This is a genomic window from Gordonia sp. DT219 (genome assembly GCF_049847065.1).
Classification (GTDB): Bacteria; Actinomycetota; Actinomycetes; order Mycobacteriales; family Mycobacteriaceae; genus Gordonia.
Map to the genome: position 1 here is coordinate 78479 of NZ_JBNCNR010000010.1, position 15016 is coordinate 93494.

A 15016-nucleotide genomic window follows, 5' to 3' on the forward strand; every position below is an offset into this window, starting at 1 on the left:
CCACCGGCCGGCGGCGGGTGTTCGGGTGACTCAGAAGGCGGCGTGCGCAGCGCCGATGCCCGGATCGATCCGGACCGGGCCGTCCTTGCTCGGGGCCACCGGGAAATCGAAGATGGCCGTCGGAATATACACCGTCGCACACGAATTGGGGATGTCGACGACCCCCGACAGCCGGCCCTCGATGGGAGCCGAGCCGAGCAACAGATAGGCCTGCTCAGGGCTGTAGCCGAAATTCGTCAGGTAGTCGATGGCATGGAGGCAGGCGCGCTGATACGACAGGTCGGAGTCGAGATAACGCTGCTCTCCGTCGAGGGTGACCGAGGTGCCGGAGAAGGCGATCCATTCCGAATAGCGGGGCTCGACGTTGCCGGGCATGAAGATCGCGTTCTCGTGTACGCCATAGGTCGCCATGCCGCCCTTGATGAGGTCGACGTGCAGATCGAGGAATCCACCCATCTCGATGGCGCCGCAGAAGGTGATCTCGCCGTCACCCTGCGAGAAATGCAGATCGCCGAAGGAAAGGTTCGCGCCGGGTACGAACACCGGATAGAAGATGCGCGTGCCCTTGCTGAGGTTCTTGATGTCCTGGTTGCCACCGTTCTCCCGAGGGGGAGCGGTGCGCGCCGCCTCGGCGGCGACGCGGGTGAACTCGTCGCCGGCCAGCGCACCGAGGATCGCGCCGTCGGGCTCGGGCGGCAACGCGAGCGGTGGCACGCGCTCCGGGTCGGTGGCGATCAGTGCGGCCTCCCGGGCGTTCCACCTGCCGAGCAATCCCGTCGACGGCGCGGTGCCCATCAGGCCCGGATGCACGATGCCGGTGTACTTCACGTGGGGCACATGCCGACTCGTCGCCGACTGGCCGGAAAAATCCCAGATGGCCTTGTATGCGTCGGGGAACTGTTCGGTCAGGAAGCCGCCGCCGTTGAGCTTGGCGAAGATCCCGGTGTAGCCCCAGCCCTGGCCGGCCAGTGGCCCGGAGTCCTCCTGGGGGATGGGTCCGACATCGAGAATGTCGACGATCAGCAGATCACCCGGCTCGGCGCCCTCGATCGCAAACGGACCCGACAGCGTGTGCACATTGTTGAGCGGGGCGTTGAGGATGTCGTCGGCGGAGTCGTCGTTGTGGATCGCACCGTCGAACCATTCGCGGCAATGCGCGCGAAAGGTGTCACCCGGTTTGACCGTCACCGCCGGTGGGATGTCGGGGTGCCAGCGATTGTGTCCGACGATCGGCTGATCGGTGAACGACTTCGACGAATCCAGCGGAAAGATCAACTCGGGCATTGTGCCTCCACACCGTATGGGCGATTCGATACTCATCGAGATGCTGATGCGACCATGTGTCCGGTGACGTTACCGCGCGCAACCCGCCCGCGCCCTGCGAAAGGCGGCGGGGGCCCGGTGCGGGGTGCGCCGATGTCTTACCCTCGAGACGTGCCCACCTATGTCTTCCGGTGTGCCGGTGAGTGCGCCGACATCGAGCAGAGTCATCCGATGACCGACATCCCCGAGGCGGTGATCTGCCCCGACTGCGGTGCCACCGCGCGTCGTACGATTGCGGCACCGCGACTGGGCGCCGGGCGGTCGGTGGCGATGCGTCTGGCCGATGCCACCCGGGCCACCGCCGAGCGTCCCGCGGTGGTCACCTCCGTTCCCGGGTCGCCGGGCACACCGACCCCGGTGTCCAGAAATCCGCTGCACCAACGTCTTCCGCGTCCGTGATCGATCCCGGCCGGTGCTGACGTGCGCCCGAGCGAGACGCCGGGGTCGTGCGGACGATACCGTCGACAACCGTGAGCCAGTCCATCACCGACAACATCAACGGGTATCTCGTCGAGACGCTCGGGTCTCAACCGCAGCGTGCCTCGGTGACCTTCCTCGGCGTCGAGCCCATCGAGGTGGCCCGATTCGTCGTCGGCGCCGAGGTCCTCTACGTGACCCTCGGCTGCGCGCGGCATCCGATGGCCGATCCCGCCGACCTCAACCCGGACCCGGTACGTGGGCCACGCGCCGAACTGGTGATCCGCATGCACGCCGCGTCGCCGCTGCCCGGCCTGCACCGGCGGCTGGCAGCCCTGGCCGCCGCACCGGCCGTCGAAGGTCTGGTACTGACTGCCGATGCACTGCTCGACCTCGGTGAACCCCTATGGGATGGAGCGCCTTTCACCGCGGTGATGATCGTCGACGACGAACTCGGCAGCGTGGCGCTGCCCGATCCGATGGAACCGGCGAGATTCCTGCGAGCGATCCCGATCACCGCCAACGAGGCCGCGTGGTTACGCCTCAAGGGCGTCGACGCATTGCGTGAGGCGTGGAATGAAGCCGGCATCGACCTCGCCGACCCGGACCGGTCGCCGGCGACGATGTGATCGCCGCGCCACGGGCAGTGGCGTGTCAGAGCCAGTGGTGGCGGCGCAGCACGAGCCACAGACCGCCGCACACGATCACCAGAAACAGGCACACCACACCGAAGCCCTGCGCGTCGTGCATGGCGGGCAGGACGTCGAAGTTCATTCCGTAGAGCCCGGCGACCATGGTCGGGATGGCTCCGATCGCGACCCATGCGGAGATCTTGCGCATGTCGCTGTTCTGCTGGATGCCGACCTTCGCCGCTGCGGCGTCGAGCAGCGACGACAGCACCTCGTCGTACTCCACGACCCGGTCGATGACGGTGGTCAGGTGATCGGCCACATCGCGCAGGTAACGCCGGACCTCCTTGGGGACCAGCGGATTGTTTGCGGTCAGCCGCGACAGCGGGGTGGCCAGCGGAGTGACGGCGCGGCGCAACTCGAGGACTTCGCGCTTGAGGAGGTAGACCGGCTCAATCCCGAGCCACCGTTGCTTGTTGCCGAATACGGTTCCCTCGACGGCGAGGACATCGGTCTCCATCCGTTCGCTCACCACGAGATAGCTGTCGACGACGAGGTCGGCGATGGCGTGCATGACCGCCGTCGGCCCGAGCGCGAGACGTTCCGGACGCGACTCGAGCCGCCGGCGCAGGCCCGACAGATGGGTGTGATCGCCGTGCCGGACGGTGATGACGAAGTCGGGCCCGGTGAAGATCATGATCTCGCCGCTCTCGACGACCTCGCTGGCCTTCTCGATCGACTCGTGCTCGACGTATTTCACGGTGCGCAGCACCAGGAACTGGGTGTCGTCGTAGATCTCGAGTTTCGGCCGTTGATGGGCGTGCACGGCGTCCTCGACGACGAGTTCGTGGAGCCCGAACACCTCGGCGACACCGGTCATCTGCTCGTCGTCGGGAGCGTGCAGGCCCAGCCACACGAACCCTTCCCCGCTGCCGCGTACCTGCTCGAGGGCCTCGGCATACCCGATACGTCCGGGCTGTCGATGCCCTTCGATGTACACCGCGCAATCGACGACGGCACGTGCGATCGGCACCGGTATCCGGGGCAGCGGTGGGCGCTCACGCCGACCGGTGGTGAATCCGAGGCTGGGCCGCAGGTGGGGCATCGATGGCACGGTTGGGATGCTACGCGTCGGACTGTGCAGGCGGGTCGCCACGACCGATGGGCGCGCAGAGCGTGGCAGTCGGTCCGAAACATGTCGCACGATACGGTGAGTGCCGTGCGACATCGAGTGACGGGCGGTACGGCCGCGACCTTCGTGGCGGCGTTGATGCTGCTGCTCGCGGTACTCACCGGATGCGCGAGCGATGACAACGGCGATGTCGGCCGGCCGCTGGTCATGGGCGCGTCGGGCACACCGGAGTCGCTGGTGATGGCACAGATCTACGCCGGTGCGTTGCGCGGTGCCGGCGCCGACGTGTCGCCGGACCCGCGCATCGGCGACGACGGCGCACTGCTTGATGCGATGAGCCGCTCCGAGGTCGACCTCTTCCCGGCGTTCACCGGCCGGCTGCTCGCCGAACTGGCACCGGCATCGGCTGCCACCCCCGACTCCGGTAACGCGGCCGGAGACGGACCCGCCGCGGCCGATCCCAATGCCGACGCCCGATATGTGGCTCTCAATCGCTCGTTGCCAGAAGGTGTTTCGGTCGGTGATGCGACGCCGGTGAGCGTCACGCCGCAGTTGTTCGTGAGTAATGCCACCGCGGCGGCGGCCGGGGTGAGTGACCTGTCGGGGTGCGCGCGGCTGCCCGCCGGGCTGCTCGTCGTCACCACCGACGAGCCTGACGCCCGGACGCTGCATGCATTCGCCGATGCCGGCTGCCGGTTGGGGCCGGTGGCACGCGTGGGTGACGCGCGCACGGTGCTCGAGCGCGTGGCGGCGGGCAACGCGCTCGGCTTGTTGACGCCGTTACAGATCGCCGGTGACACCGCATCGGGCCCGGCCGGGCAGGTCGAGGCGCTGTCGGCGCCGTCGGGTTCCCAGGGTGCGGCGGCCGGTCCACCGGCAGAGGTGCTCGTGCCGGTGTATCGCACCGCCGCGCTGACCCGTGACCAGGTGAAGGCGATCAACCGGGTGGCCGGCGAGATCACGACCGCCGACCTCGCCACCCTCGCCGGAAGGGTCCGGGCCGGGTCGAATCCGGCCGGCCTGGCGGTCGACTGGCTCAACGAACACGGGATCTAGCGACCGGGGGATCTGGCGACGGGGAATCTGGCGACCAGGTGCTTTATTGACCCCGGGCGCGGCGGTCCGCCGACCGCAGGCGGATCGAGCCGAGCATCGTCCGCCCCGGTGGGCTGGTGCAGTTGTCTTCGCCGGTCGTGCGCAGCTCGACGAACGCAGGCAAGCGGCGTAGGTGCGTCGCCAGGTTCTCGCGCAAGGTGATCGACGCGGCGGCACATCCATGACACTGACCGCGCAGGGCCACGGTCACCACACCGCCGGTCACGTCGACCAATTCGACGCGCCCGCCGTGCGCCGCGGTGTACAGACCGAATTCGCCGGCCAGCACCTCGCGAACACCCGCCTCGAGTTCCCGGTCCCCGCCGCGGCGCACCGCGGCGATGGCGGCCGGCACGTCCGGGCCGCCGTCGGGCTCGGTCACACCCGGCTCGGGCCACCCGCCGGGCTGCGACAGCGCCTCGAACAATGCCGCGCGTACCCGGGCACCGCTGGTCCGTGCCGTGTGGCCGGCGGCGAACGTGGTCTCGATGGCGCCCGGCGCAACGTGCACCGACCGCAGGGTCGCGGAACCGACGAGGTCGGCCACCGCAGGCGGGAACCCGACGTCGGCGGGGTCACCGGCCACGAGGGTGGCCTCGGTGCGGATGAGGCCCGGACCGACGCGCCAGCGGATCACGTCGGGATGGTCGCGATCGAGCGGTGCGGGCAGCAGCATGATGGTCATGGCGTTCACCCGGTGATCGCGGCGGTGATCTGGTATCCCAGGAAGCCGGCCACCCATGCCAGGACGAACATGTAGGTCCACGCGATCAGCGGCCAGCGCCACGAGTTGGTCTCGCGCCGGATCGTGCCCACAGTCGACATGCATTGCAGCGCATAGACGAAGAACAGCAGCAGCGCCACAACTGTCGGCGGGCCGAACAGTGGGCGTCCCTCGTGTGGCCCGTCGGTGTAGGTCATCCCCGCCAGCGCCGCCGAGGGATCGTCGGCATCCTGGGCCGCGCCGATCTGCCCGAGCGTCGACACCACCACTTCCCGTGCCGAGAACGATCCGAGAATGCCGATGTCGATGCGCCAGTCGAAGCCGAGGGGCGCGAAGACCGGCTCGACGGCCTTGCCGATCGACGCCGCGAAGCTGTTGTCCATCACGTAGGAGCGAGCCTGCGCGTCCGCGGTGGTGGCGGCGTCGTCGGGGCTCGCGCCGTGCGCGACGGCCACCGCGGTCGCGTCCTGCCGGACCTTCTCGGCCTGTGCGGTGTGCGCGGGCAGCGACAGCAGAATCCACAGCACGATCGAGGTGAGCAGGATGATCTTGCCGACCTTGCGCAGGAACGTCCTGGTGGAGTCCCACATCATCAGGGCCACCGATTTCACCGCGGGCAGCCGGTAGGGCGGCATCTCCATGTAGAAGGGCATGAGCCCGCTGCGCAGTGGGCGGCTGCGCTTGAAGACCGCAGCGGCGGCCATCGCCGAGACCCCGCCGAGTACGTACAGCGCGAACATCGCCGCACCCTGGGCGTGGATCGGGCCGAAACGTGCATCCGACGGGATGAGCAGCCCGGTCAGCAGCACGAACACCGGCAGTCGCGCCGAGCACGTCACCAGCGGTGCCGACATCGCGACCGCGATGCGATCCTTCGACGACGGGAGGGTGCGCGCGGCCATGATTCCCGGCACCGCGCAGGCGAACGACGACAGCATCGCCACGAAGGCACGTCCCTCCAGACCGGCGCGGCTCATCACCCGGTCGGTGAGGAACGCCGCGCGCGACATGTAGCCGACGTTCTCCATGAGGGCGATCAACAGGAACATCAACACGATCTGCGGCACGAACACGAGCACGCCGCCGACCCCACCGATCAGCGCCGTCGACAAGAAGTCGCCGAGAATCGGCTGGGTCACATGGTCGCCGACCACGGTTCCGAGCCACCCGAAGAATGCCTCGATCCAGTCCTGGAACGGGGCGGCGACGGTGAACACCACCTGGAAGAACACGAACATGACGGCCAGGAACGCGAGCGTGCCGAAGACCGGATGCAGCAGTACCCGGTCGACCCGCGACGTCGCCGAGTGTGCGCGCGGCGGCTGATAGTCCGCCATCGCGAGCACCGAGGCGGCCCAATCGGCGAGCATCGGTCCCGAATCGGTGGGCGGGTTCACGGCCGGACGACTCCACGAATCCGGATCGCCGAGCAGGGTGCGCACGGGTTCGAGGGTCGACTTCTTGGTTCCGACGACCGCCCGCACCGGCACGCCGAGCGCGTCGCCGAGGCCGCTCGGGTCGATCCGCCCGCCCCGGTGTTCCATCTCGTCGGTCATCGTCAGCACGATCGCCACCGGGATGTCGAGATTCAGCGTTTCGGCGACCAGGGTCAGTGAGCGTTGTAGCACGGTCGAATCGACGACGACGATCACCGCGTCCGGTGGGAGGGCACCGTCGAGGTCGCCGGCGAGCAGATCGGCCACGACCCGTTCGTCGGGGGAGATCGGGTCCAGGCTGTACGCGCCCGGCAGATCCTCCAGATTGATCATCGCGGTCGTCGTGGCCGTGCCGACGCCCCGGCCCTCGGCATGAGTGGAGTGTTCGGGTACGTGGACCCGGCAGCGGCCGACCGACCGGGACAGGGTGACGCCGGGATAGTTGGCGGTCTTGAGGCGCAGCCCGGTCAGCCCGTTGAACACCGAGGTCTTGCCGGCGTTCGGGCTGCCGATGAGCGCCACGGATTCGATGGGGGAGCCGACCTCGTCGACGTCGGAGGCGTCCGACCCGGGCGCGTGGCAGTCGCTCACGACTGCACCGCGCACTCGATGTGGGCCGCCTCGCGGGCACGTAGGCACATCTCGTAATCGGCCACCCGGTACACGCATGGGTCGCCGAGGAGCGCGCGCCGCACCTTGGTGACCGTGGCACCCGGGGAGAATCCGAGGCTGACCATGCGGCGGCGGACCTGTGGCGGACAGGAATCGACGTAGCCGACGACGCGCGCCGATTCGCGCACCGTCAGCCGGTTCATCCCGATCGTGGTGCCGACCTCAGGGTTCGTCATCGCCGCTGCCTCCTTTCGGGTACCCATCCCGTGATACCACTACATCATAGGATCGGCTTACCTGAGCTGACAGGGCCGATGGTCACCAACGGCGTGAGAAGATCATGGGCGCGAAACAGGGGCCGTCCCGGCGGGACGGCCCCTGTTCGAGGTATGCGGGGTCAGGACGCTTTCGACAGTGCCAGCGCGGTGACCTTGGCGGTGATCCACTGGTACTTGGAGGCGACCAGCCGGACCCACAGATCGAGGATCTTCGCGTCGGTGCCGACGAGGATCCGTGCCTTGTTCTTGCGGACACCGTTCAAGATGATGTCGGCGGCGTCCTCGGAGGTCGTCCGCGCCAGGTAGCGGTCGAAGAAGTTGGCGGTGGCGGTTGCGTCGTGATCGCCCGAGACGGTCGCGTTGCGGGCGATCGCGGTCTTGATCCCGCCGGGATGCACACAGGACACCTTGACCGGATGCTTGGCGACGATCATCTCCTGGTTCAGCGACTCGGTGAAACCGCGCACTGCGAACTTGGCGGCATTGTAGGCGGCCTGACCCGGCTCGGACAGCAGACCGAACAGCGACGAGGTGTTGACGATGTGGCCGTCTCCGGAGGCGATGATGTGCGGCAGAAAAGCCTTGGTGCCGTTCACGACTCCCCAGAAGTCGACGTCGAGGACACGCTCGATGTCCTTGAATTCGGTGCGTTCGATCTCGCCGTGGTGGGCGATTCCGGCGTTGTTGAAGATGACGTTGACCTTGCCGTAGTGGGCGACGACGGTCTCGGCGTAGTCGAGGACCGCCTCGCGTTCGGCGACGTTGAGGATCTGGGTGTGTACCGGTGTCCCGATCGCGGTGATCAGCCGTTCGGTCTCGGCCAGGCCTTCGGGATTGACATCGGAGATGGCCAGTTTCGCGCCGAGCCGGGCCAGTTTGACCGCGAGGTCACGGCCCATCCCCGATCCTGCTCCGGTGACGACGACGACCTTGTCGTGAAAGTCCTTCATGTGAGCCTCTTTTCGTGTGTTCGGGTAGGTTAGGCGCCGACGGTGGCCGGGGCGGCCGGGGTGGCCGTGACGGCATCCGCTCCGACGATGTCATATGCAGCGGTGTCGAACTTCTTTGTCTCGCGGCGGAAGTCGAAGGTGAAACCGGGCCACAGGGTGGTGATGTTGCCCTTGGCGTCCTTGTACCAGGACGCGCAGCCGCCGTTGACCCACACGCTGTTGCGCAATTTGTGCTGGATACCGGAGTTGTATCGGTCCTGGGCCTGGGCGGTCACCTCCACGCGTTGCGCGTTGCGCGCGCGGGCGGTGGCGATGTAGTCGGCCAGGTAGTTCAGCTGCGACTCGATCATGTAGACCATCGAGGTGTGGCCCAGTCCGGTCGACGGGCCGATCATCAGCATCATGTTCGGGAATCCGTGCACGAACGAACCCTTGTAGCCCTGCATGCCGGTCTCGCCCCACACCTGCGCGAGACTGCGTCCGCCGACTCCGGCGATGCGGGAGAACACCGGCGAGTCGGTGACGTGGAAGCCGGTGGCCACGACCAGGATGTCGACGTCGTGCGCAGTGCCGTCGGCGGTGACGATCCCGGTCTCGGTGATCCGCTCGATCGGGTCGGTGATCACGTCGACGTTGTCGCGGTCGAGGGCGGGATACCAGGCATTGGAACGCAGGATGCGTTTGCAGCCGATCTGGAAGTGCGGGGTCACCCGGGCGCGCAGCTGCGGGTCGCGGACGCCGCGGAAGATGTTGGCGCGGGCCAGGATCTCGACCGGTTTGAGGGCGGCCGGGGAATAGGTCATCCCGAAGGCGACGAACTCGTTGAAGGCGTAGATGCCGGCCCGAGAAGCAGTTTGGACGGCGGGCAGGTGCTTGTACATCCAGTGTTCGGCCCGCGTGTAGGGACGCTCGGTGCGGGGCACGATCCATGGCGCGGTGCGCTGGTAGACGTCGAGGTGACCGGCGATGGCGGCCAGCTCCGGAACGATCTGGATCGCCGACGCGCCGGTGCCGATCACCGCGACCCGTTTGCCGGTGACGTCGACCTCGTCGTTCCAGCGAGCCGAATGCATGATGGTGCCGCCGAAGGAGTCGATACCGTCGATGTCGGGCAGGTTGGGCTCGCAGAGGGGGCCGACGGCGCCGACGAGATGTCTTGCGCGGTAGGTGTTCTCGTCGCCGTCGGTCAGGGTGTCGACGACCCAGCGGGCGGCATCCTCGTCCCACCGCGCCTCGATGACCTCGGTGTCGAAACGCGCCTTGGGCCGCACGTCGTACTCGTCGGCGACCGCGTTGATGTACCGGTGAATCTCGGGCTGGTGCGAATACGATCGTGACCATCGTGGGTTGGGGGCAAAGGAATAGGAGTAGAGGTTCGACGCCACGTCGCAGGCGGCGCCGGGATAGGTGTTGTCGCGCCAGGTGCCACCGAAATCGCGCCCGCGGTCGAGGATGACGTAGTCGCCGACACCGGTGCGCGCGAGCGCGATGGCCGCACCGAGGCCGGAGAAGCCGGCTCCCACGATGGCGATCTCTACATCATGTGTTGTCATGGTGTTCACGATAGAGATCTATTGAACGTTCGTCAATAACTATTGAACGCCGATCAATAGGCTAGGGTGGGCCTGTGACCACGAGGAACTCTGCGGCATCGGCCGCCACCGCATCGGGTCGGCGTACCCGCATGAGTCCGCAGGCGCGACGCGACCAACTGATCGCCCTCGGACTGGCGATGGTCGGGGAGCGGCCGCTGGAGCAGGTGTCGATAGATGCGATCGCGGAGGAGGCCGGGGTTTCGCGGGCCTTGCTGTTCCACTACTTCGACTCCAAGCAGGATTTCCACGTGGCGATCGCACGCGCCCAGGCCGAGGCGATGCTCGAATGCACCGCACCCGAAGAGTCGCTCGGCGATCCGCTGCGCATCCTGACCGCGTCGATGTCGGCATTCGTCGACTTCGTCACCGATAACCGTAGCGCCTACATGGCCCTGATCCGGGGCGCGGCCAGCGCCGATCCGGCCATGCGGGAGGTCTTCGACCACACCCGCTCGGTGATGGCCGGCCGGGTTCTCGATCATGCGCCCGCGCTGGAGATCGAGCCGACACCGGTTGTCGAGATGACGGTGCACGGCTGGATCGCGTTCGTCGAACAGACCACCATCTCGTGGCTCACCGACCCGCTCATCACCCGCGACGAACTGCTGGCCGTCATCAGCTCGGCGCTTCCTGCGCTCGCATCGGCAGTCGGTGCCGTGCTGCCGACCGCACCCTGACCCCACGCGCTGGCGCCGACGCGCCGAACCGTAGTCGCGCAGAGCCGCGGCCCTCGGATGACCGTGGGCCGCGGCCTGGGCCTGAAAGCGCTTGTCGCTCAGGCGCTCACGTCAGGAGAATGCTCCGTCGACGATCTCCTGCTGCTCGACGGCGTGCACCTTGCTCGAGCCCGACGACGGGGCCGACATCGGACGCCGCGACACGCGACGCAGACCCTTGAGAACATCCGGCAGCAACTCGGGCAGCCACAGACCCAGGAACGGCCACGGACCCTGGTTGGCCGGCTCCTCCTGAACCCACACGAAGTCGTCGGCGTTGCGGTACCGATCGAGCGTGTCACGCAGACGACGATGGGGCACCGGGTAGAGCTGCTCCACACGCACGACCGCGACGTCATCGCGCTCGTCCTTGTCGCGGCGGGCGGCCAGCTCGTAGTAGAGCTTGCCGCTGACCAGCAGCACCCGCTTGACGGCGTCGCGATCGGCGCCCGCGGTGAACCGGGGGTCGTCGATCACCGAGCGGAACTTGTCCTCGGTGAAATCCTCGACCGGGGAGACGGCGGCCTTGTTGCGCAGCATCGACTTCGGGGTGAAGACGATCAGCGGCCGGCTGATGCCGTCGAGGACGTGGCGGCGCAGCAGATGGAAGTAGCTGGCCGGCGTCGACGGCAGTGCGACCGTCATCGATCCCTCGGCGCACAGCTGCAGGAACCGCTCGATGCGGCCCGAGGTGTGGTCGGGTCCCTGGCCCTCATGGCCGTGGGGAAGCAGCAGCACGACGTCGGACCGCTGGCCCCACTTGGCCTCTCCGGAGCTGATGAACTCGTCGATGATCGACTGTGCGCCGTTGACGAAGTCACCGAACTGCGCCTCCCACAACACCAATGCGTCGGGATTGCCGACCGAGTAGCCGTACTCGAACCCGACGACCGCGAACTCCGAGAGCGGCGAATCGTAGGCCATGAAGCGACCCAGTGAATCCGCACCGTCGCGCGGCGTCAGGTGATTGAGCGGCGTGTACTCCGACCCGTTGTCGCGGTCGATGAGCACCGAGTGACGCTGGGTGAATGTGCCACGGCGCGAATCCTGGCCGGATAGCCGAACGGTACGGCCCTCCCGGACGAGCGAACCGAAAGCCAGCAGTTCGGCGAACGCCCAGTCGATGCCGCCGTTGGTCGACATCTCGTGGCGGCGCTTGAGCACCGGCTTGACGCGTGGATGCGGGGTGAACCCCTCGGGCACGTTGAAGAAGACATCGCCGATCTCGGCGAGCACCGACTTGTCGACCGCGGTCACCAGTTTCTGCGGCAACGGCTGATCGGCCTCGACGGACTCACTGGGCTCCGGCCGGAACTTCTCGAGCTCCTTGACCTCGTTGAACACCCGCTCCAATTGGCCCTGGTAGTCGCGCAGCGCGTCCTCGGCCTCCTTGGTGGAGATGTCACCGCGGCCGATCAGGGCCTCGGTGTAGGACTTGCGAACGCCGCGCTTGGTGTCGATGACGTCGTACATCGCCGGCTGGGTCATCGAGGGGTCGTCGCCCTCGTTGTGACCGCGACGGCGGAAGCAGACGAGGTCGATCACCACGTCCTTGTGATAGGCCTCGCGGTAATCCACGGACAGTTTCGCGGCCCAGACGCAGGCCTCCGGATCGTCACCGTTGACGTGGAAGATCGGCGCACCGATCATCTTGGCCACGTCGGTGCAGTATTCGGAGGAGCGGGAGTGCTCGGGCGCGGTGGTGAAACCGACCTGGTTGTTGACCACGATGTGCACGGTGCCGCCGGTGCGGTAGCCGGGCAGCATCGCCAGGTTCAACGTCTCCGGGACCACGCCCTGACCCGCGAACGCGGCGTCGCCGTGCAGCATCAGCGGCAGGATCGAGAACTCGTCGTCCTCGTCGAGTTGATCCTGCTTGGCGCGGACCAGACCCTCGAGCACCGGGTCGACGGCCTCGAGATGGCTCGGGTTGGCGGTCAGCGAGACATTGATCTCGTTGTCCCCGAACATCTGGTAGTACTTGCCCTCGGCGCCGAGATGGTATTTGACGTCGCCCGAGCCGTGCGCCTGCGACGGGTTCAGGTTGCCCTCGAACTCGGTGAAGATCTTCGAATAGGGCTTGCCGACGATGTTGGCGAGCACGTTGAGGCGCCCGCGGTGCGGCATTCCGATGACGACCTCGTTCAGGCCGAATTCAGCGCCCTGATCGATCACCGCATCCATCATCGGGATGACCGCCTCGGCACCCTCGAGCGAGAAGCGCTTCTGCCCAACGTATTTGGTCTGCAGGAACGTCTCGAAGGCCTCGGCGGCATTGAGTTTGGACAGGATGTACTTCTGCTCGGCCACCGGCGGCTTGACATGCTTGATCTCCACCCGTTCCTGGAGCCAACGCTGCTGCTCGGGCTCGAGGATGTGGGTGTACTCGACGCCGACATGCCGGCAGTACGCGTCGCGCAGAATCGAGAGCACGTCGCGCAGCTTCATCTTCTGCTGGCCGTGGAAGCCGCCGACGTTGAAGGTCCGATCGAGATCCCAGAGCGTCAGCCCATAGGTCAGGATGTCGAGATCGGGATGGCTGGTGCGCGCATCACTGTCCATCATGAGCGGATCGATGTCGGCCATCAGATGTCCGCGGTTGCGGTACGCGGCGATCAGCTCGAGCACGCGGGCGTTCTTGTCCACCAGGCCTGCGGGGATGTCGCGACGCCAGCGAATCGGCTCATACGGCACGTGGAAGGCGGTGAAGATCTCGTCGTAGAACGCGTCGTCGAGCAGTAGCTGGTGGATACGGCGCAGGAAGTCACCGGACTCGGCGCCCTGGATGACGCGGTGGTCGTAGGTGGAGGTGAGTGTCATCAGTTTGCCGACGCCGAGTTCGGCGATCTGCTCATCGCTGGCGCCCTGGAACTCCGCGGGGTATTCCATCGCCCCGGCGCCGATGATGGCGCCCTGGCCCGTCATCAGGCGCGGCACCGAGTGCACGGTACCGATGGTTCCGGGGTTGGTGAGCGAAACCGTCACGCCCGCAAAGTCTTCGGCTCCGAGCTTGCCGTCGCGGGCCCGACGGACGATGTCCTGGTATGCGGTGTAGAACTCCGCGAATCCCATCGTGTCGGTCTTCTTGATCGCGGCGACGACGAGAGTGCGGCTGCCGTCCTTGCCGACGAGATCGATGGCCAGGCCGAGATTGGTGTGCGCGGGGGTGACGACGTTCGGCTTGCCGTCGACCTCGGCGAAATGCCGGTTCATATTCGGGAACGACTTGATCGCCTGCACGATCGCGTACCCGAGGATATGGGTGAAACTGATCTTGCCACCGCGGGTGCGGGCCAGGTGATTGTTGATGACGATGCGGTTGTCGATCATCAGTTTCGCCGGCACGGCGCGAACGCTCGTGGCGGTCGGGATCTGCAGCGACGCCGCCATGTTCTTGGCGATCGCGGCGGCCGGTCCACGCAGGACCTTGGTCTCGTCCTCGGCGGCACCGGCCGAGGTCTTCTCGGCCGGTGCGCGGTCCTTCTGCGATTGTGCGGAACCGTCGCGGCTGGCGACACTGCGTCCGGAGGCGGCCTTGGTCGCCGGGGCCTCGCGAGCGGGTGTCTTGCGCACACTCGCGGTACGGGGCTGCGGGCCCTGGTCGAGGGTCACGCCGCGCTTGGGTCGCGGCGCGGCATCGGCGGGGGCGGACCCGTCGGCGGAGGTGGGGCGGGCCGGTGCGGATCGGTCGGCAGCCGGGGTAGGGGCGGGTGGGGCAGAGGCGGATGGGGATCCGGTGGATGTGGAGTGGGCGCTCACCCCGTTCGACGACCGGCCCGCGCCGTCGGGCTTGTAGTTCTTCAGAAGATCGTGCCAACTCGGATCCACCGAGTTCGGGTCCTTCTGATATTGCTGGTACATCTCCTCGACCAGCCATTCGTTCTGTCCGAAATCGGTCTCGGATGTCGAACTGCTCACAGCGGTTTCTCGCCTCAATTCCCTATGGTGTCGGGTCGCCAACTCACAACGGTGTTCTCTTGTGAAGATCGTCGTGAACCACCTGCCGATGGTACGCGCTCACCACGCTGTGAGCCCGACCAGTCCCGGCCGTCTCCGACGGCGGATCGGATGCCGCGAGCCGGGTCGCCAGGCGTGCAGGACGGGCGTGC

General features: G+C 67.1%; 12 protein-coding genes. 4 read left to right on the forward strand and 8 right to left on the reverse strand.

Annotated features, from left to right (window positions below; genetic code table 11):
• Window positions 1-30 precede the first annotated feature (30 nt).
• Window positions 31-1284 carry a formamidase gene (fmdA, locus tag ACPXB3_RS13695; RefSeq protein ID WP_425705508.1) on the reverse strand — a complete coding sequence of 418 codons (1254 nt, stop codon included), beginning with the start codon at window positions 1282-1284 and terminating at the stop codon, window positions 31-33.
• A 150-nt stretch (window positions 1285-1434) separates the two neighbouring features.
• On the opposite strand from fmdA, the gene ACPXB3_RS13700 reads away from it, so the two are divergent.
• Together ACPXB3_RS13700 and ACPXB3_RS13705 are read left to right on the forward strand one after the other, a co-directional pair.
• Complete coding sequence (locus tag ACPXB3_RS13700; protein WP_425705509.1) at window positions 1435-1722, forward strand: FmdB family zinc ribbon protein; 288 nt, start codon at window positions 1435-1437, stop codon at window positions 1720-1722.
• 71 nt (window positions 1723-1793) lie between these two features.
• Window positions 1794-2369 (forward strand): suppressor of fused domain protein, encoded by a 576-nt coding sequence (locus ACPXB3_RS13705; protein WP_425727928.1) that lies wholly within the window; start codon window positions 1794-1796, stop codon window positions 2367-2369.
• A gap of 25 nt (window positions 2370-2394) precedes the next feature.
• On the opposite strand, the gene ACPXB3_RS13710 is transcribed toward ACPXB3_RS13705, so the two are convergent.
• Window positions 2395-3474 carry a magnesium and cobalt transport protein CorA gene (locus ACPXB3_RS13710; protein ID WP_425705563.1) on the reverse strand — a complete coding sequence of 360 codons (1080 nt, stop codon included), beginning with the start codon at window positions 3472-3474 and terminating at the stop codon, window positions 2395-2397.
• A gap of 165 nt (window positions 3475-3639) precedes the next feature.
• Here ACPXB3_RS13710 and ACPXB3_RS13715 point away from each other — a divergent pair, with 165 nt between their 5' ends.
• Window positions 3640-4557 (forward strand): glycine betaine ABC transporter substrate-binding protein, encoded by a 918-nt coding sequence (locus tag ACPXB3_RS13715; RefSeq protein ID WP_425727975.1) that lies wholly within the window; start codon window positions 3640-3642, stop codon window positions 4555-4557.
• A gap of 43 nt (window positions 4558-4600) precedes the next feature.
• Here the strand turns inward: ACPXB3_RS13715 and ACPXB3_RS13720 are convergent, their stop codons facing one another.
• The 5 genes from ACPXB3_RS13720 to ACPXB3_RS13740 all read right to left on the reverse strand — a co-directional run bounded on the left by ACPXB3_RS13720 (window position 4601) and on the right by ACPXB3_RS13740 (window position 10149).
• On the reverse strand, window positions 4601-5281 hold the full coding sequence (locus ACPXB3_RS13720; RefSeq protein WP_425727930.1) for a NifU family protein: 681 nt from the start codon (window positions 5279-5281) through the stop codon (window positions 4601-4603).
• 5 nt (window positions 5282-5286) lie between these two features.
• A complete protein-coding gene (gene feoB / locus ACPXB3_RS13725) occupies window positions 5287-7347 on the reverse strand; it encodes a ferrous iron transporter B (RefSeq protein ID WP_425727932.1) in 2061 nt (686 codons plus the stop codon).
• Window positions 7344-7604 carry a FeoA family protein gene (locus ACPXB3_RS13730; RefSeq protein ID WP_425705513.1) on the reverse strand — a complete coding sequence of 87 codons (261 nt, stop codon included), beginning with the start codon at window positions 7602-7604 and terminating at the stop codon, window positions 7344-7346. Before ACPXB3_RS13730 ends, feoB begins: the two co-directional genes overlap by 4 nt.
• A gap of 161 nt (window positions 7605-7765) precedes the next feature.
• The gene (locus ACPXB3_RS13735; protein WP_425705514.1) at window positions 7766-8596 is read right to left on the reverse strand and encodes an SDR family NAD(P)-dependent oxidoreductase; all 831 of its coding nucleotides are present in this window, start codon (window positions 8594-8596) and stop codon (window positions 7766-7768) included.
• Window positions 8597-8625: 29 nt separating this feature from the next.
• A complete protein-coding gene (locus tag ACPXB3_RS13740) occupies window positions 8626-10149 on the reverse strand; it encodes a flavin-containing monooxygenase (protein WP_425727934.1) in 1524 nt (507 codons plus the stop codon).
• A gap of 74 nt (window positions 10150-10223) precedes the next feature.
• Here ACPXB3_RS13740 and ACPXB3_RS13745 point away from each other — a divergent pair, with 74 nt between their 5' ends.
• Entirely contained in the window at window positions 10224-10868 is a 645-nt protein-coding gene (locus ACPXB3_RS13745; RefSeq protein WP_425727936.1) for a TetR/AcrR family transcriptional regulator, read from the forward strand.
• A 111-nt stretch (window positions 10869-10979) separates the two neighbouring features.
• Here the strand turns inward: ACPXB3_RS13745 and ACPXB3_RS13750 are convergent, their stop codons facing one another.
• Window positions 10980-14825, reverse strand: coding sequence for a multifunctional oxoglutarate decarboxylase/oxoglutarate dehydrogenase thiamine pyrophosphate-binding subunit/dihydrolipoyllysine-residue succinyltransferase subunit (locus tag ACPXB3_RS13750; RefSeq protein WP_425727938.1), 3846 nt, complete (start codon window positions 14823-14825; stop codon window positions 10980-10982).
• Between the last annotated feature and the right edge of the window lie 191 nt (window positions 14826-15016).

What these genes read in the sequence shown, in the direction of transcription:
- fmdA (WP_425705508.1), bottom strand. Translation starts at nt 1,284, where the DNA reads ATGCCCGAGTTGATCTTTCCGCTGGATTCGTCGAAGTCGTTCACCGAT.
- ACPXB3_RS13710 (WP_425705563.1), bottom strand. Translation starts at nt 3,474, where the DNA reads ATGCCCCACCTGCGGCCCAGCCTCGGATTCACCACCGGTCGGCGTGAG.
- ACPXB3_RS13715 (WP_425727975.1), top strand. Translation starts at nt 3,640, where the DNA reads ATGCTGCTGCTCGCGGTACTCACCGGATGCGCGAGCGATGACAACGGC.
- ACPXB3_RS13720 (WP_425727930.1), bottom strand. Translation starts at nt 5,281, where the DNA reads ATGACCATCATGCTGCTGCCCGCACCGCTCGATCGCGACCATCCCGAC.
- ACPXB3_RS13730 (WP_425705513.1), bottom strand. Translation starts at nt 7,604, where the DNA reads ATGACGAACCCTGAGGTCGGCACCACGATCGGGATGAACCGGCTGACG.
- ACPXB3_RS13735 (WP_425705514.1), bottom strand. Translation starts at nt 8,596, where the DNA reads ATGAAGGACTTTCACGACAAGGTCGTCGTCGTCACCGGAGCAGGATCG.
- ACPXB3_RS13740 (WP_425727934.1), bottom strand. Translation starts at nt 10,149, where the DNA reads ATGACAACACATGATGTAGAGATCGCCATCGTGGGAGCCGGCTTCTCC.